The sequence below is a fragment of the Arthrobacter sp. SlRoot2-15 genome (assembly GCF_059739345.1).
Genome location: NZ_AP046058.1, coordinates 3,215,588 through 3,234,341, shown reverse-complemented (window position 1 = coordinate 3,234,341; position 18,754 = coordinate 3,215,588). Strand labels below are relative to the sequence as shown.

Annotated in this window: 14 protein-coding genes and 1 tRNA gene; 3 read left to right on the top strand and 12 right to left on the bottom strand. The window is 67.4% G+C overall.

Annotated features, from left to right (window positions below; genetic code table 11):
- Positions 1 to 35: 35 nt before the first annotated feature.
- The 11 genes from AC6I9V_RS14965 to AC6I9V_RS14915 all read right to left on the bottom strand — a co-directional run bounded on the left by AC6I9V_RS14965 (position 36) and on the right by AC6I9V_RS14915 (position 15,832).
- The gene (locus tag AC6I9V_RS14965) at positions 36 to 815 is read right to left on the bottom strand and encodes a class F sortase (RefSeq protein ID WP_497899991.1); all 780 of its coding nucleotides are present in this window, start codon (positions 813 to 815) and stop codon (positions 36 to 38) included.
- 88 nt (positions 816 to 903) lie between these two features.
- A complete protein-coding gene (locus AC6I9V_RS14960) occupies positions 904 to 1,623 on the bottom strand; it encodes a hypothetical protein (protein ID WP_497899990.1) in 720 nt (239 codons plus the stop codon).
- A 383-nt stretch (positions 1,624 to 2,006) separates the two neighbouring features.
- A complete protein-coding gene (metG, locus tag AC6I9V_RS14955; protein WP_497899989.1) occupies positions 2,007 to 3,566 on the bottom strand; it encodes a methionine--tRNA ligase in 1,560 nt (519 codons plus the stop codon).
- A gap of 9 nt (positions 3,567 to 3,575) precedes the next feature.
- Positions 3,576 to 4,343 (bottom strand): ABC transporter ATP-binding protein, encoded by a 768-nt coding sequence (locus tag AC6I9V_RS14950; RefSeq protein WP_146337253.1) that lies wholly within the window; start codon positions 4,341 to 4,343, stop codon positions 3,576 to 3,578.
- Positions 4,340 to 7,129, bottom strand: coding sequence for an ABC transporter permease (locus AC6I9V_RS14945; protein ID WP_497899988.1), 2,790 nt, complete (start codon positions 7,127 to 7,129; stop codon positions 4,340 to 4,342). The genes AC6I9V_RS14950 and AC6I9V_RS14945 overlap by 4 nt, the downstream gene beginning before the upstream one ends.
- Before the next feature lie 205 nt (positions 7,130 to 7,334).
- The gene (serA, locus tag AC6I9V_RS14940; protein ID WP_497899987.1) at positions 7,335 to 8,930 is read right to left on the bottom strand and encodes a phosphoglycerate dehydrogenase; all 1,596 of its coding nucleotides are present in this window, start codon (positions 8,928 to 8,930) and stop codon (positions 7,335 to 7,337) included.
- Positions 8,931 to 9,105: 175 nt separating this feature from the next.
- Positions 9,106 to 10,131 (bottom strand): ketol-acid reductoisomerase, encoded by a 1,026-nt coding sequence (gene ilvC, locus AC6I9V_RS14935; RefSeq protein ID WP_497899986.1) that lies wholly within the window; start codon positions 10,129 to 10,131, stop codon positions 9,106 to 9,108.
- 86 nt (positions 10,132 to 10,217) lie between these two features.
- Positions 10,218 to 10,730 (bottom strand): acetolactate synthase small subunit, encoded by a 513-nt coding sequence (ilvN, locus tag AC6I9V_RS14930; RefSeq protein WP_497899985.1) that lies wholly within the window; start codon positions 10,728 to 10,730, stop codon positions 10,218 to 10,220.
- Between the two features lie 2 nt (positions 10,731 to 10,732).
- A complete protein-coding gene (locus AC6I9V_RS14925; protein WP_497899984.1) occupies positions 10,733 to 12,631 on the bottom strand; it encodes an acetolactate synthase large subunit in 1,899 nt (632 codons plus the stop codon).
- 401 nt (positions 12,632 to 13,032) lie between these two features.
- On the bottom strand, positions 13,033 to 14,754 hold the full coding sequence (gene ilvD, locus AC6I9V_RS14920) for a dihydroxy-acid dehydratase (RefSeq protein WP_497899983.1): 1,722 nt from the start codon (positions 14,752 to 14,754) through the stop codon (positions 13,033 to 13,035).
- A gap of 139 nt (positions 14,755 to 14,893) precedes the next feature.
- Positions 14,894 to 15,832 carry a LysR family transcriptional regulator gene (locus tag AC6I9V_RS14915; RefSeq protein WP_497899982.1) on the bottom strand — a complete coding sequence of 313 codons (939 nt, stop codon included), beginning with the start codon at positions 15,830 to 15,832 and terminating at the stop codon, positions 14,894 to 14,896.
- Between the two features lie 105 nt (positions 15,833 to 15,937).
- Between AC6I9V_RS14915 and AC6I9V_RS14910 the strand changes: the two genes are divergently transcribed.
- The 3 genes from AC6I9V_RS14910 to AC6I9V_RS14900 all read left to right on the top strand — a co-directional run bounded on the left by AC6I9V_RS14910 (position 15,938) and on the right by AC6I9V_RS14900 (position 18,164).
- The gene (locus tag AC6I9V_RS14910; protein ID WP_497899981.1) at positions 15,938 to 16,867 is read left to right on the top strand and encodes a sunset domain-containing protein; all 930 of its coding nucleotides are present in this window, start codon (positions 15,938 to 15,940) and stop codon (positions 16,865 to 16,867) included.
- Between the two features lie 32 nt (positions 16,868 to 16,899).
- Positions 16,900 to 17,970, top strand: a complete 1,071-nt coding sequence (locus tag AC6I9V_RS14905; RefSeq protein ID WP_497899980.1) for a PQQ-dependent sugar dehydrogenase — start codon at positions 16,900 to 16,902, stop codon at positions 17,968 to 17,970.
- Positions 17,971 to 18,088: 118 nt separating this feature from the next.
- Positions 18,089 to 18,164, top strand: a tRNA-Lys gene (locus tag AC6I9V_RS14900).
- A gap of 110 nt (positions 18,165 to 18,274) precedes the next feature.
- Here AC6I9V_RS14900 and AC6I9V_RS14895 read toward each other — a convergent pair.
- Complete coding sequence (locus tag AC6I9V_RS14895) at positions 18,275 to 18,736, bottom strand: GatB/YqeY domain-containing protein (protein ID WP_497899979.1); 462 nt, start codon at positions 18,734 to 18,736, stop codon at positions 18,275 to 18,277.
- Positions 18,737 to 18,754: the final 18 nt, after the last annotated feature.

Genomic DNA, 18,754 nt, shown 5'->3' with positions numbered 1-18,754 from the left:
TGCTGGTCAATTCGTCTCATTATTCGAACAACGGCTCAGCCGCCGGGCAACGGTGAGGCGACCACCACCACGTTCCGGCCCCACGGGTCCTCCGTGTAGCAGCTGATGAGGACGAGCCGGTTGGCGACGGCTTCCCAGGCAGCGCTGTCCTTCAGGGTCGACTTGGTATAGGTGGTGACCGAATCCACCCGGTAGCTGAGGATGCCCGTAGCGGTGGTCACCGTCAGCAGGCCGCCGGGGGCGGCCCGTGAGCTCAGGTGGTTGAAGGGTGCATCCTGGTCCAGCCAGCTGTGGCCGATGATGTAGGTGGTGTTCGTCGAGCCCGCGCCGGGAGTTCCAAAAGGTGCCAGCCAGTATCCGTCCTTGGTTTCCGGCGGCACGATGCTGCGGCTCTCCGTATCATCGAGGCCGGGCTCCAAGGGGTGCACCTCCACGTCCATGCCTGCTGCGGGAAACGTGATCCGCAGCGGGATGGACGCGGCGGGCAGGGCCGGCACTGCGGGCTCAGCGGACTTTCCTGCCCCGGTTGCCCCGGCCGGGAGAACGGCCGGGGCCTTCTCGGTCGTTGCCTCGGGATCCGGCCCGCCGGACCGCTTTTGCGGGGGCAACGCCGGGGCTGAGACGACTGTTTCCGGCCCGACGGCGGAAGCTCCGGCGTCCGGGGTGAGAGGGCTGGTTCCGCCCAGGCCGTAGGCGAGCCAGGCGGACGCGATGCCGAGTGCGCAGACGGCCAGGATGAGGAGGTCCCTGGCGCTCAGCAGCAGCCCGCGGTTGCCGGCGACCCGGAACCGGGGCCTCTTGCGGTGGCTGCCCATGATTTCTCCTGCTGCGAGGCAAGCTGCGGAACCTAAAGGATCGGGGCGGGTGCCGCCTGCGCAGCACCCGCCCCGGATATCGGACTTCCTAGCCGGCGACCTTCCGGGCGCGCTGTCCGCCCCGCCACAGCACTGCCCCGGACCCTGCCGCGAACAGGCCGGTCAGGCCCAACAGCCAGGCCGGAAGGCCGTCCGGAGCCTTCGAGTGGCCGACGGCGGTCTGAACGTTGTAGCCGACGTTGACCTTGGCCTGCGTGGCAACGGCCGGGGTCGTGCTGGCCTGCGGGACTGCCGTGACAGCGTTGGCGTCCACCTTGAGCGGTGCGACCGTCGGCGACGTCTGCCGGGTGGTGTCCGTGCCCGGCACGGCGCCGGGGTTTGCCGGCGGGTCGGCAGGCGGATTAGCCGGCGGGTCGGCAGGCGGATTAGCTGGCGGGTTGGCCGGCGGGTTGGCCGGCGGATCAGCCGGCGGATTGGCCGGCGGATCGACCGGCGGATTGGCCGGTGGATCGACCGGCGGAACCACCACAGCGGCAACACAGTTGTTGGCCAGCAGGGCGAGGTTTGCCTCCGATAGGTTTTGTCCCTGGGGCATGATGTCGCCGGTATTTACGGGCACGATGTCCAGGGTGTCGTTGGCGTGCGCCTTGAGCGCGTTGAGGTTGATCGTCTCGGCGACAAAAGGGTTACCCGCCGCTTTGGTCGCGTGACAGATCGTGATCTTTTCCGGGGGTGCCGCGTTCGCGGAGACAGCTGCCCCCATTACGCCCAGCCCCACGACCCCCAGCGTTGCAATGGTTTTTTTCATCTTCGGCCCCTCCGTCCAACTCAGGTGTCAGAGCTGACGTGAGCGCGGAGTAACCGTCCTAGAGACCCGGCAAATCGTTGTGAGACCTCGGTGAGCGAAGTGCGTGATGACAGTTACTCCCCAGCATTTGTCGTCAGTTCGCTTGCTTTTTCAGGCTATTTCCCGGCCTCCGCCTGAGTCCCGAGTAACTGGTACCCGTGTATCGCTACGGCCGGTACTCCCCTCCCTGTGGTTGTACTCAGTTCCGGAGCAGCAGACTACTTGTCAGTAATGTGACGGCCCCGTTAACGGCCGCGAGGTGGCACTTCGCGGCAGTGTTTGTGGAAACTTTGCCGCGAGGTACCACCTCGACGAAAGTGGAGCCGGAAGACCTCCGGCCCGGATCAGGCCTCCGCGGGCTCCTCGTACTTGGGGAACACCGGCGACGGCGCCGGCAGCGCGGTTCCGGCCTCGATCGGCGTCTCCAGGGCGGCAAAATCGCGGGCCTCCCCGTCGGGCTGGCCCAGGCTGTCGAGAATGGCTCCGGCAGCCGCGGGCATCACCGGCTGCGCCAGGATTGCGACGGTCCGGAGTACCTCGAGGGTCACGTAAAGCACCGTGTTCATGCGTTCGACGTCGGTCTTGCGCAGCACCCACGGCGCCTGCTCGGCGAAGTAGGCGTTGGTGTCGCCGAGAACGTTCCAGATGGCCTCGAGCGCGCGGCTGAACTCCTGCCTTTCGAATGCGGCCCGGGCGATGCCCAGCAGGCCCTTGGCCTGGCCCAGCAGCGCGGCGTCCTCGGCGCTGAATCCGCCCGGAACGGGGACGGCGCCCTCGCAGTTCTTCGCCACCATGGACAGCGAACGCTGCGCGAGGTTACCGAAGTTGTTCGCCAGGTCCGAGTTCATCCGGCCGACGATCGCGTCGTGGCTGTAGTTCCCGTCGGCGCCGAAGGGCACCTCGCGGAGCAGGAAGAACCGGACCTGGTCCAGGCCGTACTGCGCCACCCAGTCCGCGGGTGCCACCACGTTGCCCAGCGACTTGGACATCTTGATGCCCTGGTTGTGCAGGTGGCCGTGGATCATCACGCGCCGGGGCAGTTCCAGCCCGGCGGACATCAGAAACGCGGGCCAATACACGGCGTGGAACCGCGAGATGTCCTTGCCGATCACGTGGACATCCGCCGGCCAGTACTTCCGGAAGCTTTCCGACTCGGTGTCCGGGAACCCGACGCCGGTCAGGTAGTTGGTCAGCGCGTCCACCCAGACGTACATCACGTGGTCCGGGTTGCCCGGCACCGGGACACCCCAGTTGAAGGAGGTGCGGCTGATCGACAGGTCCTCGAGGCCGCCCTTGACGAAGCTGATGACCTCGTTGAACCTGCTGTGCGGCGCCCCGAACTCCGGGTGGTCGGCGTAGAGCGCCAACAGCCGGTCCTGGTAGGCGGAGAGCTTGAAGAAGTAGCTCTCCTCCTCGGTCCACGTCACCTCGGTACCGGTCTCGGAGGCATAGCGCACCCCATCGTCGCGGACCTCGGTCTCGTCCTCGACAAAGTAGCGCTCGTCCCGGACCGAGTACCAGCCGGCATACTTGGAGAGGTAGATGTCCCCGTTGGCTTCCATCCGCTGCCAGAGTGCCTTGGCAGCCTCATAGTGGTCCGGGTCCGTGGTGCGGATGAACCGGCTCAGCGAGATGCCCAGGTCATCGCTCATCTGGCGGAAGGCCGTCGAATTGCGATCGGCAAGTTCCTTGACCGGAATGCCTTCCTTCTCCGCCGTCTGCTGCATCTTCAGGCCGTGCTCGTCCGTGCCGGTCATAAAGAACACGTCGTAGCCGTCCAGCCGCTTAAACCGCGCCATCGCGTCGGTGGCGATGACTTCGTAGGCGTGGCCGATGTGCGGCACGCCGTTCGGGTAGCTGATGGCCGTGGTGATGTAGAACGGGGTTTTTTCGGAAGGCGTCACGTTATTAACCTAGATCAGTTCGGTCAGGGTATCGCTCTGGCGGACAAGCTCGTGGTCATGTGACGCCACGAGCACGGCGATGCCGTCCGACGTCGTGTCCTTGAGGATGCTGATGATGCGGTTGGCCGAGGTGCGGTCCAGGCTTGCGGTGGGCTCGTCCACCACGAGCACGCGCGTGCCCAGGATGAGAGCGCGGGCGATCGCGACGCGCTGGCGCTCACCGCCGGAGAGCTGCGCCGGCCGGTGGCGCATGCGGCGGCCGAGGCCGACGAGGTCCAGCAGGTCCTTGGCCATATCGCGGCGCTGTTCGACCTCGCCGTCCGGCACGGCCGGCAGCAGCACGTTCTCGAGCGCGCTCATCCCGTCGATCAAGGCGCCGCCCTGGTCGACGTAGCCGATCAGGGCACGACGGCGGTCGGCGATTTCGTCGTCGCCCATGGTCTCGAGCGAGTCGCCTTCCCAGAACACCCGGCCCGACGTCGGCAGGGTCAGGCCCGCGCCGACGGTCAGGATGCTGGTCTTGCCCGAGCCGGAGCGGCCGGCAACGCAGTGCATTTCGCCGGCGTGCAGCGTCATGTTGAAGTCATCGACCACGTTGACCGGCTCGGCGCCGCCCTTGCCTCCGCCGTAGTGGATGGTGATGTTGCTCAGTTCCAGGGGTGTGGCGTGGTCCGATGCCTTCACGATCGTGTTGGCTCGGGTCTGGTGGCCGCCGTTCCCGGTGCTCTCCGGCATCCGGTTCCGGGCCGCCCTGGTCAGGTTCAGCTCGTTAGTCATTGGACCACTTTCGTTGCAATTGGAATCCAGCAAAGTACCGCGACAAGTCCGGCGATTCCGGCCCAGATGGCGGCGTAGGGGGCGAGGAGCAGGCTGATGCCCAGGGCGCCCAGGACACCCAGCGGCAGTGCGATGGTCCCCACCATGGCATTTTCGAAGAAACGGACCTGGCCCAGCATGTCCGGGTTCCAGCCCATGGCCTGCAGGGTGCCCAGGTACTGGCGTTTGGCGCCGAGTTCGAAGCGGCCGGTGACCATGGTCAGCAGCAGCCCCACGGCCACCCCGGACACACCCAGGACGATGCTCGGCAGTGCGATGCTGGCGGCGGCCAGCCCGCTCAGGGCGCTGGCGCCGGCGGCCCGGGGGATGTCGATCAGCAGCGCCGCGAGCCCGCCCACGGCGGCACCGAAGACGCCGACGGCGACGGCCAGCGAGCCGGTGTTGAACTTGTTGGTGCTCAGCTGGCGGCTGGCGAAGGTCAGCGGCGAGTCCACGGGGATGAGCCGCTCATCGTGCTGCGGCTCCTGGTCGATGACCTCGCGGTGGCGCAGCTGCTGCGCGGCGAAGTAGGCGGCGCCGCAGTACAGGACCAGGACCGAGGCGGAGACGATCGCGGTGGCCGGGTTCCAGCTGATCAGGCTCAGTGCGATCCCGGCGACGGTGAGCAGGGCAGCGCCGACGCCGAATTCGGCGAGCACCCAGGACCGGATCTTGCGCTGCGTCCAGCCCATGGCCCGCAGGGTGCCCGCCTCGCGGCGGCGCTTGCGGACGTAGCTGACGGTCGAGGCGCCGGTGAGCAGCGCCGCTCCGCACAGGGTCAGGAAGAGCAGCGTGAGGTTGGTGCCGGTCAGCGAGCCGGAGACGGCGTCGGCGGCGTTCTGGCGGACCCACGACTGCTGCACGGTGCCCAGCGGCGACTCCTTCCCGGCACCGTCCTTGGAGTAGCCGGGCACGAAGATGTTGGCGTCTTCCCGGGCGGAGCCGGCGACCACTGTCGCCTGCAGGCCCATGTCGCGGATCTCGTTGGCGAGTTTTTCGACCTCCGGCTGTGCCTGCTTCCAGCTGCCGTCCACCTTGGCGCGGACGCGCACGGCGTCGATCACGGAGGCGTTCTTCTCGTAGCCGCGGGCGGCGGCCAGTCCGTAGTAGTCGGTGATGGCGCCGGCCGACTGGCTGACCAGTCCGGTCCCGCTGAGCGAGGGCTTGAGCGCGGCCTGCCCGGCGTCGTTACCGGCGGCATCCTTGCTCAGGGTCATCGGCGTCGGGTCGTAGCCGCCGAGGGGCAGGCGGTTGACGTCACCGGCGGCCTGCTGGACCTTGGCCGGATCGAAGGTGCCGTAGACCATGGCGAGCGGCGTGGCCGGCTTCTTGCCGGTCGCGAGGTTTTCGCGGTAGGCCCGCTCGTCGACCGGCGTGCGCTGCGTCTGGTCGACCGGGGCGCCGTTGGCGCCCTTATCGGGCAGCCGGTTCACGGTGATCCAGTCGCCCGGCACCGCGGACTTGTCCACGGCGCCGTTGCCGGCGGTTTCGCCGTCCTTGTACTTGGGCGCGGCGGCGAAGTCGGTGCTCCAGGTGGCGGGGTTGTAGAGGCCCTGGCCGAAGCTGCCGGTGTCGCCCATCAGCTGGGACAGGTCCTTGGAGCCGGGCCAGGCCAGGGCGAACGGCGATTTGGAGACGAACGGCAGGTAGTCCTTGTCCAGCGACCGGGTCGCGGTGCCAACGTCCTTGGTGACGTTGCCGGCGGCGTCGATTTCCTCGATCTTGACCGAGTACTTCAGATCAAGGGAGGTACCCGAACGCACGATCAGCGGAATCGCCTGCGAGTCGGCGGTCAGCTGGCCGGCACGCTTCGCCTGCTGGTACTGGGACATTAGCGGGGCCCAGTACTTGAGCTTGACGCCGAGGAAATCGGGGCCTTCCTTGAGCTGTTCCATGCTGATGCCGTTGGTGAAGAGGCTCTCGAAGTGACGGCCGATCGCGCCGGCGTTGCGGGCATCGGCCGGGGGCGCCTTCTCCAGCGGCGCGAGGAAGTCCCCGGCGCCGCCCAGGAGCGCGCGTTCGGCGACCGGGTCGACGGCGACGACGGACTCGGTCACCTGCGGCGCCATGGGCAGGGAGACGGAGAGGTTGAAAAGGTTGTGTTCGGAGCCGCCGGCCGGGGCCGGGAACTTGATGCCGGTCTCCCCCGCCGGGCCGGCGATCCGCACGTTCTTGCCGCCGGCCACCTGCTCTTCGACGAGCTTGGCCTTGCCCAGGGATCCCTCGGCGGTGGTCTTGAACAGGGTCTGCTCGGACTTGCCGTCAGAGCTCACGGCGCTGGCGGTGAGGCGGTATTTCTTGGCGGTGTCGCTGAGCACGGACTCGGCCGCGGGCCACTTGGACGGATCGGTGGCGCTGGGGTCACCGGCGGTGCCGGCGAGGCCGGCGCTGTAGCCGAGGTAGTCGGTGGCATCGAGCCGCGGGGACTCAAGGTTCTGCGAGACGCGGGACACCAGGCTGATCGGTGCCGCCACGGAGGTGCCGGCCAGCTTGCGGATGGAATCCAGCTGCTCGAAGCTGACCCCGCCCTGGCCGGTGGCGATCTCGGGCTGCATCAGGCCGCCGTTGTCGTCGGCCTTGGCCTGGACAAGGACGTCGTAAAGCCCGCGGGAGTTCTGGTCGACGGTGCGGTTCAGCGCGGCCTGCGACTGGCCCTGCACCAGGACGGAAAGGCACATGGCCACGATCAAAATGGACGCGGTCAGCAAAAGCACTCTGCTTCTGATGAACCTCTGGACGGCGTTCATTGGGCTCCTGAAAGCTGGATTGCGTGCGCACACCACTGTTCATTTCCACGCTGGAAAATAACGGCGTCCCCGGCCGGGTGTACAAAAGTAAAGGCCGGTCTGCCGGCCAGATCCGAAATTCGGACCTAGCCATTGTACGCAGACCGGCCGCTTCTTTGCGGACGCCTGCGGCGGTGTTGCCGCCGCAGGCGTCCGACGTGGGGCATTAGTCCTCGAGGTCGACTTCGCGGACCATTTCGGCGCCGATTCCGGCCTTGATCGCGTCCAGCACCTGCTGCGGCACGGAGCTGTCGATGGTCAGGAGTGCGAGCACCTGGCCGCCCTCCGTCTGCCGCGCCACCTGCATACCGGCGATGTTGATGTTGTTCATTCCCAGGATGTGGCCGATGGTGCCGATCACGCCCGGGCGGTCCGAGTAGGCCACCACCACGAGGTGCTCGCTGATCGGGATTTCAACCTCGAAGCCGTTGATTCCGACGAGTTTCTGGACCTGCTTGGGTCCCGTCAAGGTCCCCGCCACCGAGATCTGGGTGCCGTCGCTCAGGGCCCCTCGCAGGGTCAGGACGTTGCGGTAGGACTCCGTGTCCGGGGTGGTGATGAGCCGGACGTTGATGCCGCGCTGCTCGGCGATCACGGGGGCATTGACGTAGGAGACCTGCTCGGTCACGACGTCGGCGAAGATGCCCTTGAGCGCGGCGAGTTCGAGGACCTTGACATCCAGCGAGGAGATCTCGCCGGCCACCTCGACGTCGAACTGCGTGAGCGAAGCGTGCGTCATGGCGGTGAAGATCCGGCCTAGCTTCTCGATCAGCGGGATGCCGGGGCGCACATCCGGGGCGATTACGCCGCCGGCGACGTTGACGGCGTCGGGGACCAGTTCGCCGGCCAGGGCCTGGCGGACGGACTTGGCCACGGAGACGCCGGCCTTTTCCTGGGCCTCGTCGGTGGAGGCGCCCAGGTGCGGGGTGACCACAACGTTGTCGAGCTTGAAGAAGGGCAGGTCGGTGCTGGGTTCCTTGACGAAGACGTCCACGCCGGCGCCGGCGATCTGGCCGGACTCCAGCGCCGCGTAGAGGGCCTCCTCGTCCACCAGGCCGCCGCGGGCCACGTTGACGACGTAGGCGGTGCTCTTCATCTTCTTGAAGGCGTCCTCGCCGAGCATGCCGACGGTCTCGGGCGTCTTGGGCATGTGGATGGTGATGAAGTCGGACTGCGCCAGCAGCTCGTCCAGGGTCACCAGCTGCACGCCGAGCTGCGCGGCGCGGGCCGAGGTGATGTACGGGTCGTACGCGAGGATCTTGGTGTCGAAACCCTTCAGCCGGGCCGCGACGAGGGCGCCGATCCGGCCGAGGCCGATGATGCCGATCTTCTTCTCGAACAGCTCGGTGCCGGTGTACTTGGAGCGCTTCCACTCGCCGTCCTTGAGCGCGGCGGATGCCTGCGGGATGTGGCGGGCCAGGCTGAGGATGTGGCCGACCGTGAGTTCGGCGGCGGAGACGATGTTCGACGTCGGGGCGTTGACCACCATCACGCCGGCCTGGGTGGCGGCCTTGATGTCCACGTTGTCCAGGCCAACGCCGGCGCGGGCGATCACCTTGAGGTTCTTCGCGGCGGCGATCGCCTCGGCGTCGAGCTGGGTGGCGGACCGGATCAGGATCGCGTCGACGTCGGAGATCGCGGAGAGCAGCTGGGAACGGTCGGCGCCGTCGGTCTGGCGGATTTCAAAGTCCGGGCCGAGGGCCTCGACTGTGGCGGGCGAAAGTTCCTCAGCGAGGAGTACAACAGGTTTGGTGCTTGTCACCGGTGACCTCTTTAGCTCTCTTGTGTATCAGGTGGGGATTTTAGAACGTTGGGTGGCGGACGGCCGTGCCGAACTGCGGGGTGGGCTGGGGTGTTCTTGAAGGCTGGCGTTGTTGCGTGAGGAACGAGCGCAGCAGCCGAAAGAATACCCCCGCCCACCCGCGGCCGGGCAGTGCCTAGCGGGCTACTGATCCTTCGGTGTAGTCGTCTTCGTTCTTGATCCAGGAGAACAGCTTGCGCAGTTCGCGGCCGGTGGCCTCGATCGGGTGGTCTTCGCCCTTCTTGCGCAGGGCCTTGAACTCGGGGGCGCCGGCGTCCTGGTCGTCGATGAAGCGCTTGGCGAAGGTGCCGTCCTGGATGTCCTTCAGGACGGCCTTCATGTTTTCTTTCACCTCGGGGGTGATGACGCGCGGGCCGGAGACGTAGTCGCCGTATTCCGCCGTGTCCGAGACGCTCCAGCGCTGCTTGGCGATGCCGCCCTCGACCATCAGGTCGACGATCAGCTTGAGCTCGTGAAGCACCTCGAAGTAGGCCACCTCGGGCTTGTAGCCGGCCTCGGTGAGGGTCTCGAAGCCGTACATGATCAGCTGCGATGCGCCGCCGCAGAGCACGGCCTGCTCGCCGAAGAGGTCGGTTTCGGTCTCTTCGGTGAAGGTGGTCTCGATGACGCCGGCGCGGGTGCCGCCGATTGCCTTGGCGTAGGACAGGGCCAGCTCCTTGGCCTTGCCGGACGCGTTCTGCTCGACGGCGATCAGGTCCGGCACGCCGCGGCCGGCTTCAAACTCGCGGCGCACGATGTGGCCCGGTCCCTTCGGGGCGACCAGTGCGACGTCGACGTCGGCCGGCGGCTTGATGTAGGCGTAGCGGATGTTGAAGCCGTGTCCGAAGAACAGGGCGTCGCCGGCCTGCAGGTTCGGGGCGATGTCCTCGGCGTAGACGTGGCGCTGGACCTGGTCCGGGGTGAGGATCATGATCAGGTCGGCTTCGGCCACGGCGTCGGCGACGTTGAGCACACGCAGGCCCTCGGCCTCGGCCTTGGCGCGGGACTTGGAGTCTTCCTTCAGGCCGACGCGGACGTCAACACCGGAATCGCGCAGGCTGAGGGCGTGGGCGTGGCCCTGGGAGCCGTAACCGATGACGGCGACGGTGCGGCCCTGGATGATCGACAGGTCGGCGTCGTCGTCGTAGAACATTTCAGTCACTGGGGTGTCTCCTTTGAATGGATTCTTTGGTGTTGGCTGGGAAAATTCGTTGGTGGAACGGTGGTGCTGAGGGTCCGGCGCGCCGCCTAGGCGGAACGCAGGGCCCGGTCGCTCATGGAGCGGGACCCGCGGCCGACGGCCAGGGTGCCGGACTGCACGATTTCGCGGACGCCGAAGGGCTCCAGCACCGAAAGCAGTGCCGCGAGCTTGTCCGGGTGGCCCGTGCCTTCGATGACGACCGACTCTGTGGAGACGTCGACCACTGAAGCGCGGAAGAGGTCGGCTGCCTGGGTGACCTGCAGCCGGGTTGCGGCATCCGCACGCACCTTGACCAGGATGTGGTCGCGCTGCACGGAGGATTCGGGGGTGAGTTCGACGATCTTGATCACGTTGATCAGCTTGTTCAGCTGCTTGGTGACCTGTTCGATCAGCTCGCCGTCGGCGTCGACGACGACCGTCATCCGGGAGATGCCCGGAACCTCGGTGGGTCCGACGGCCAGGGAGTTGATGTTGAAGGCGCGGCGGGCGAAGAGGCTGGCGACGCGGGTCAGCACACCGGGCTTGTCTTCGACCAGAACGGAGAGTGTGTGGCGGGTCATGTTCAGTCCTCTTCTTCCCAGTCCGGGGTCATGTTGCGGGCAACCTGGATCTGGTCGTTGCTGACCCCGGCGGGGACCATCGGCCACACCATGGAGTTCGGGCTCACGACAAAGTCGATGACCACCGGGCGGTCGTTGATCTCCAGGGCCTTCTGGATGGTGGCGTCGATGTCCTCGTCGCGTTCGCAACGGAACGCGGCGCAGCCGTAGGCGTCTGCCAGCTTGACGAAGTCCGGGATCCGGACGGTGTCGTGGCCGGTGTTGAGGTCGGTGTTGGAGTAGCGGCCCTCGTAGAAGAGGGTCTGCCACTGGCGCACCATACCCAGGGAGGAGTTGTTGATCACCGCGACCTTGATCGGGATCTTGTTGATCGCGCAGGTGGCCAGTTCCTGGTTGGTCATCTGGAAGCAGCCGTCCCCGTCGATCGCCCAGACCACACGGTCCGGCTCCCCCACCTTGGCGCCCATGGCGGCCGGAACGGCGTAGCCCATGGTGCCGGCGCCGCCGGAGTTCAGCCAGGCGTGCGGGCGTTCGTACTTGATGAACTGCGAGGCCCACATCTGGTGCTGGCCGACGCCGGCGACGTAGACGCCCTCGGGCCCGGTGAGGGCACCGATCCGCTCGATCACGCGCTGCGGGGCGCTGAGTCCGTCCTCGGGTTCGGTCCAGCCGAGCGGGTAGGTCTCCTTGAGGTTGTTCAGGAAAGCCCACCAATTGGCCAGGTCCGGGGTGCCGGAGGTTTCCAACTGCTGGCGCAGGGCCTCGCTGAGCTCCGGAATGATCTCCTTCACCGAACCGACGATCGGCACGTCCGCGGTGCGGTTCTTGGAGATTTCGGCCGGGTCGATGTCCGCGTGGATGACCTTCGCGTTCGGGGCGAAGGACTTCAGGATGCCGGTGACCCGGTCATCGAAGCGCGCACCCAGGGTGATCAGCAGGTCCGATTGCTGCAGCGCGGTCACGGCGGAGACCGTGCCGTGCATGCCGGGCATGCCCACGTGTTGCGGGTGCGAGTCCGGGAAGACACCCCGCGCCATCAGCGTGGTAACCACCGGGGCGCCGGAAAGCTCGGCCAGTTCCCGCAGCTCGGCTGACGCGTGGGCCTTGACCACACCGCCGCCGACATAGAGCACGGGCTTGCTGGCGGCCGCGATCAGCCGGGCGGCCTCACGGACCTGCTTGCTGTGGCCGCGGAGCACCGGCCGGTAACCCGGGAGGTCGACCTTGGGCGGCCAGGAGAACGTCATCTGGCCCTGCTGGGCATCCTTGGCCACGTCCACGAGGACGGGGCCGGGACGGCCGGTCGAGGCCAGGTGGAACGCCTCGGCCATCACGTGCGGGATGTCGTTGGGGTCGGTGACCAGGAAGGAGTGCTTGGTGATCGGCATGGTGATGCCGACGATGTCCGCTTCCTGGAAAGCGTCGGTGCCGATGACACCGCTGGAGACCTGGCCGGTGATGGCCACCATCGGCACGGAGTCCATGTGGGCGTCCATGATGGCGGTAACGAGGTTGGTGGCACCGGGGCCAGAGGTGGCGATACAGACGCCGACCCGTCCGGTGACCATGGCATAGCCTTGCGCTGCGTGGCCGGCTCCCTGTTCGTGACGGACCAGAATGTGGTTCATTTTGGAGGCCATCAAGGGGTCATAGGTGGGCAGGATCGCGCCACCGGGCAAACCGAAAATATCCTCGACGCCGAGTTCTTCGAGCGCGCGGACGATTGCTTGCGAGCCGGTCATCACCGTCGGGGGTACGACGTTGTTCGGCCCAAGGACGGGAGAGGCAGCAGCATGCTCGACGCCGGCGTCGGCCGGGCGTTCGATGCGTTCCGGAGCCTTGGGGGCTCCAGCGGACTTTGTGGCCATCAGCGAGGGGCTGATCGGCGATCCTTTGCTCATCGGACTCTTCCTTTGGTGGATCTTCTGTGATCGTGGAACTGTGGGTAATAAAAAAACCCCTCAGCCTTGGCGGCTCTTCGAGGGGTTTGCGCGTGACGGTTCGTTACCAGTGGAGGCTATGGAGCCACGCGCTTGGTAAGGACGACGGATACATCTGCAGCACTCTCGCCTGCAACGCGGCCGGTGGTAACGATTGCGGTCATGCGTTCAGTTTTCCCTCTGCGTGAGACAGCTGTCAACGAGCCAAGGCCCTGTCTCACGATGTGGACAACGGTGTCCACTTTTTGAACTGTTCCCCCAATTCCCTTGGTGACCCGTCCGCCTTCGGCGGCAGGACTTTAATAAGGGGAATACCGAGGGCCCAAGGACACGGCGCCCGCGCCGTGTCCTTGGGGAAGGTATCACCCGCAGTAGGCGCCGGTGGAGGCGCTGTGGACGAGCTTGGCGTACTTGGCGAGCACACCCTTGGTGAACTTGGCCGGCAGCGGCTCCCAGCCGACCTTGCGGGCCTCGAGCTCAGCGGGCTCGACCAGGAGGTCGAAGCTGCGGGCTGCGATGTCCACCCGGATGCGGTCGCCGTCCTTGACGAACGCGATGGGACCGCCGTCGACGGCTTCCGGGGCGACGTGGCCGATGCAAAGGCCCGTCGTCCCGCCGGAGAAGCGGCCGTCGGTGAGCAGCAGCACGTCCTTGCCGAGGCCGGCGCCCTTGATGGCGCCGGTGATGGCGAGCATCTCGCGCATGCCCGGACCGCCCTTGGGGCCCTCGTAGCGGATCACGACGACGTCGCCGGCCTTGATCTGGCCCTTGTCGAGCGCGTCCAGGGCGCCCTGTTCGCGCTCGAAGACGCGCGCGGTGCCCTCGAAGACGTCGGCGTCGAAGCCGGCGCTCTTCACGACGGCGCCCTCGGGGGCCATCGTGCCGTGCAGGATGGTGATGCCGCCGGTCTTGTGGATCGGGTTGTCCATGGCGCGGAGGATCTTGCCGTCCAGGTCCGGCGGGTTGATCGCGGCCAGGTTTTCCGCGACGGTCTTGCCGGTGACGGTAAGGCAGTCGCCGTGCAGCAGTCCGGCGTCGAGCAGCGCGCGCATGATGACCGGCACGCCGCCGATCTTGTCGACGTCGGTCATAACGTAACGGCCGAACGGCTTGAGGTCGCCCAGGTGCGGGATCTTGTCGCCGATGCGGTTGAAGTCGTCCAGGGTCAGCTCGACCTCGGCCTCGCGGGCGATGGCAAGCAGGTGCAGCACGGCGTTGGTGGAGCCGCCGAAGGCCATGGTCACGGCGATCGCGTTTTCGAAGGCCTTTTTGGTCATGATGTCGCGGGCGGTGATGCCCTTGCGCAGCAGGTTCACGACGGCTTCGCCGGACTTGCGCGCGAAGTCGTCGCGGCGGCGGTCCGCCGAGGGCGGCGCGGCCGAGCCGGGCAGGGACATGCCCAGTGCCTCGCCGATGCAGGCCATGGTGTTGGCCGTGTACATGCCGCCGCAGGCGCCTTCGCCCGGGCAAATGGCCTTTTCGATCCGGGTCAGGTCCTCCATGCTCATCTTGCCCGCGGCGCAGGCGCCCACGGCCTCGAAGGCGTCAATCAGGGTGACCTCCTTTTCGGAGCCGTCCTCGAGCTTGACCCAGCCGGGCATGATCGAGCCGGCGTAGAGGAACACGCTCGCAAGGTCCAGCCTGGCGGCCGCCATCAGCATGCCGGGCAGGGACTTGTCACAGCCGGCCAACAGCACGGAGCCGTCGATCCGCTCGGCCTGCATGACCGTTTCAACGGAGTCGGCGATGACTTCGCGGGAGACCAGGGAGAAGTGCATGCCTTCGTGGCCCATGGAGATGCCGTCGGAGACGGAGATGGTGCCGAACTGCATCGGAAACCCGCCGCCGGCGTGGACGCCTTCCTTGGCGCCCTGGGCGAGCCGGTTCAGGGAGAGGTTGCAGGGAGTGATTTCGTTCCAGGAACTTGCCACGCCGATCTGGGGCTTGGCGAAGTCGTCGTCGCCCATGCCGACCGCCCGGAACATCCCGCGCGCGGGCGCGGCGTGGATTCCATCGGTGACGACCCGGCTGCGGGGTTTGATGTCCGGTGTGGTGGCTGTCGCTGTTTGGGTGTCCTCACTCATGGGTGAAAGTCTAGGGCTCCGGCATCGGCGGCAACGAGCCGGAATGGCTCATTAAGCGCAAAACCGGGAATATTTCGCCCGAATAGTGGACGCTCGTCTCATCCAGTGGACTCTACGCCCGCTCGGGCCTCGGCACGGTTCAGCCTCTGTGGGCCGCATCACGCAATTCCGGCGCCTCGGCGACGGCCTGGGCCTCGGCCTTGAGCATCGCCAGCACCTCCCGGATGGTGGTCCGGGCGGCGGCTTCGGGGCGGGCCAGGGCCACGATGCTGCGGCTGGCCTTGACGCCGCGGAGCGGGCGGAGCACGAACCCTCTGCCCTGGTTCTTCAGCGCGGTATAGCGCGGCAGCAGGCTGAGCCCGTGCCCGGCGCTGACCAGCGCCTCCAGGACGCGGAGGTCCGGGAACAGCTGCGCCCGCAGTGCCGGGGAATCGGCCTGGGTTTCGATCTGGCGCAGCACGGTGTCAAAGGGGAAACCGTCGGGCACCCCCATCCAGGGAAAGCCGACCACGTCTTCGGCGCTGAGCGTCGCCTTGCCGGCCAGGGCGTGGCCAGCCGGAACCGCCACATCGAGCGGCTCGTCGAGCAGGGGGATCACCTGGAGGCCCTGGCGGGCGAACACCTCGGGCCCGTCGACGCTGTGCGCCAGGACGATGTCGTAGTCGGCGGCCAGGGCGGCAAAGCCGGCCACGCCGGGGTCCTCGAAGTGCGCCTCAAACCGGAGCCCTTCAATCTCCTTTACCCGGTGCAGGAGGCCGGGCAGGAACATCTCCGCGGCGCTGGGAAAGAACGCCGCCTTGATCCGGGTCTGCCAGCCGAGCCGGTAGGTGTCGATGGTGGCCTCGGCGCGGGCCATGGCCGTGGCCACCTCCGCCGCCGCGCCGGCCATGGCCAGGCCCGCCTCGGTCAGCCGCACTCCCCTGCCTGACTTTTCCACGAGGACGACGCCAAGCTCCTCCTGCAGGGTCTTGAGCTGCTGCGAGACGGCCGAGGGCGTCACCCGCAAGGCATCGGCGGTGGCCCCCACCGTGCCGCGGTCCGCCAGTTCGCGAAGGATCCGCAGTCGCTTGAAGTCCATGCAGCGAGGCTACACGCGGCGGGTCCGGAATGCTGGACAGCCGCGTTGGGCCGGACGTAACGTCAAGCAACGGCAACCCTGCCGCCTGGACAGAAGGATTCGGCCATGGATTGGATTATCTGGCTCATCGTCATCGTGGTGATTGTCGGCGTCGTGTGGTGGCTGTTAAACCGCAACAGTTCCCGCAGCGGAGCCGGAACCTCGACTTCCACGGGGGCCGGATCCGCCGCCGCGCCGCAAGCCACCCCGGGCAGGGTAGGCCACGACGGAGCCCTGTCCGGCGGGTCCGCCGCCGCATCGGCGGCCGCGGCCGCCACCACCGGGATTCCGTCCGCGGCAGGTTTTAGCAACGCCGAGCCGGAGCCGCCCACCACCGCCGACGACGACCTGGCAGCAAGTGCTCCCTCGACTGGTGCGTCTTCGGCGGATGCGCCGGCGGCTACTGCGCCAGGGGCCGCTGCGCCCGCGCAGGAGGCCGGCGCAGACAATGCGGACTGGGAGACCCAGTGGTCGGAAACGCCGCCGGCTGAGACGCACGCCGCCGCCCACCACGACCACGCCCACCACGACCACGCCGCCACCGGGAGCGGTTCCGAGGACATGGTGGCCCCGGCCGGCGCTGCGGGGCCGGAGCAGCCGGCCGGGCACACCCCCGTGCACCATCCCGAGTACACCGAACAGCATGCCCCCACCCTTCCCGGAGCGGAATCGGCAGCCGCCGAGGCCGCCGACGTCGCCGAGGCAGAGACGATGCAGGCTGCCTCCTCCGCAGCCGCCGCCGAGGGCTTCGCTAGCCACACCGCGGCGCCGGCGGGGCACCTCGCGGCGGAACAGCCCTACGGCGAGGGCTCGGCGATGCCGGCCGCGGACGGCAGCGGGCCCGACGGCTTCACCGTCAAGGGGAATGCCTCTTCGATGATTTACCACGACGAGACCAGCCCCTCCTATGAAGAAACCCGGGCGGAGGTCTGGTTCCTGTCCGCGGCCCACGCCGAAGCGGCAGGCTTCCGGCCGCCGCGCCGCTCGCGGCCCTAGCCGTGCACCGGCCGCCGACACTGCGTGCCGCCTTGGCGGCGGCTGCTCTGGTGCTCGCGACGGCCGGCTGCACCAGCAGCACCACCGCTCCCCCGCCTCCCGGCAGCCCAGCCGCCACCAGCCCGGCCGGGACGGCGACCCCGCAGCTTGACCGCCGCGTCGACGCGGGGCTGACGCTGCCCTGGTCGACGGTTTTCCTGCCGGACGGCACCGCCGTCATCTCGGAACGGGACAGCGCGCTGCTGAAGTTCGTACCATCCGGCGACGGCGGTCCTGCTGCCACCCTGGGCAGGGTGCCCGACGTCGTCCCCGGCGGCGAAGGCGGCCTGCTGGGGCTGGCACTGTCCCCGGCCTTCGCGGAAGACCGGTACCTGTATGCCTATTTCACGGCCCCGGGAGACAACCGGATCGCGCGCTTCCGGCTTGAGGGAACCGGGGCGCGGCTGGGACTCGGGGCCGCCGAGGTCATCTTTACCGGGATTCCCAAAGCGTCCACGCACAACGGCGGCCGGATCCGCTTCGGCCCGGACGGCCAGCTCTACGTCGGCACCGGCGACTCCCAACGCCGAGTCCAGCCACAGGACCGGAACGCACTCGGCGGCAAGATCCTCCGCCTCACGCCCGAGGGAAAACCCGCCCCGGGAAACCCTTTCGGCAGTAACCCCGTCTACAGCCTGGGGCACCGCAACGTCCAGGGCCTCGCCTGGGACAGCGCGGGGCGGCTCTGGGCGAGCGAGTTCGGCCCGGACGTGGACGACGAGCTGAACCTGATCGTCCCCGGAGGCAACTACGGCTGGCCCGAGGTGACCGGCGCTCCGCACCGCGAGGGGTTCCTGGATGCCAAGGTGGTGTGGCCCTCGACGGCATCGTCCTCCCCGAGCGGCCTCGAAATCGTCGGCGACACGGCCTACCTCGGGGCACTCCGGGGCCAGCGGCTCTGGGCCGTTCCGCTGCGGGGCGAATTTGCCGGGGATCCTGTGGCCTATTTCACAGGAGAGTACGGCCGGATCCGCGACGTTGCCCTGGCCCCGGACGGCCGCCTCTGGGTCCTCAGCAACGGCCAAAACCCCGATTTTGCGCTGGTTTTAAGCCTCGGTGGCTAACCTCACCCCGGGGTGCCCATCCCGATTTCACACGGCACCAAAACTCGTGTAGAGTTTCATGTCGTTGCGGAGAACACCGCGGGAAATAAAAAGCCCGAGGGGAACGAAAACAACAGCTGCACCTCTAGCTCAACTGGCAGAGCAATTGACTCTTAATCAATGGGTTCCGGGTTCGAGTCCCGGGGGGTGCACCACAGAGAGAAACCCCGTCCTGATTCGCTGAAAAGCATGCAGGGCGGGGTTTTCTGTTGTGATTCTTGGCGGATATTTATGGGCTCTTTGCCTGGCGGGCAACGACGCGTAGCTAGCCGAGGCGGCCGCGGACCATCTCGCTGACCTGCTTGCCGTCGAAGCGACCGGCGACCTTGGCGGTGACCGGCTTCATCACTGCGCCGATGGAGCGCATGGACAGTTCCTGGCCGTCAGCCTTGAGCGCGGTGATGGCCTCGTCGACGATGGCTTCGACCTCGTCCCGGGTGAGCGCCTTCGGCAGGTACTCCTCGATGATCTCGGCTTCGGCGACCTCGGCTGCGGCGCGGCCGGTTTCGCCGGCCTCGGTGTAGATCCGGGCGGTATCGCGGCGCTTGGCGGCTTCCTTCTGCAGCAGCGACGTCACCTGGGTGTCGTCGAGTTCGACCGGGGTCTTGCCGGACTTTTCGCGGGTGCTGATCTCACCCAGGACGTTCCGGACGGTCGTCAGCGCGGTCTTGTTGCCGGCCTTCATGTAAGCGACAACGTCTTCTTTCAGTCGCTCTTTCAGCGTCATGGTGTTTCCTACTTTCCC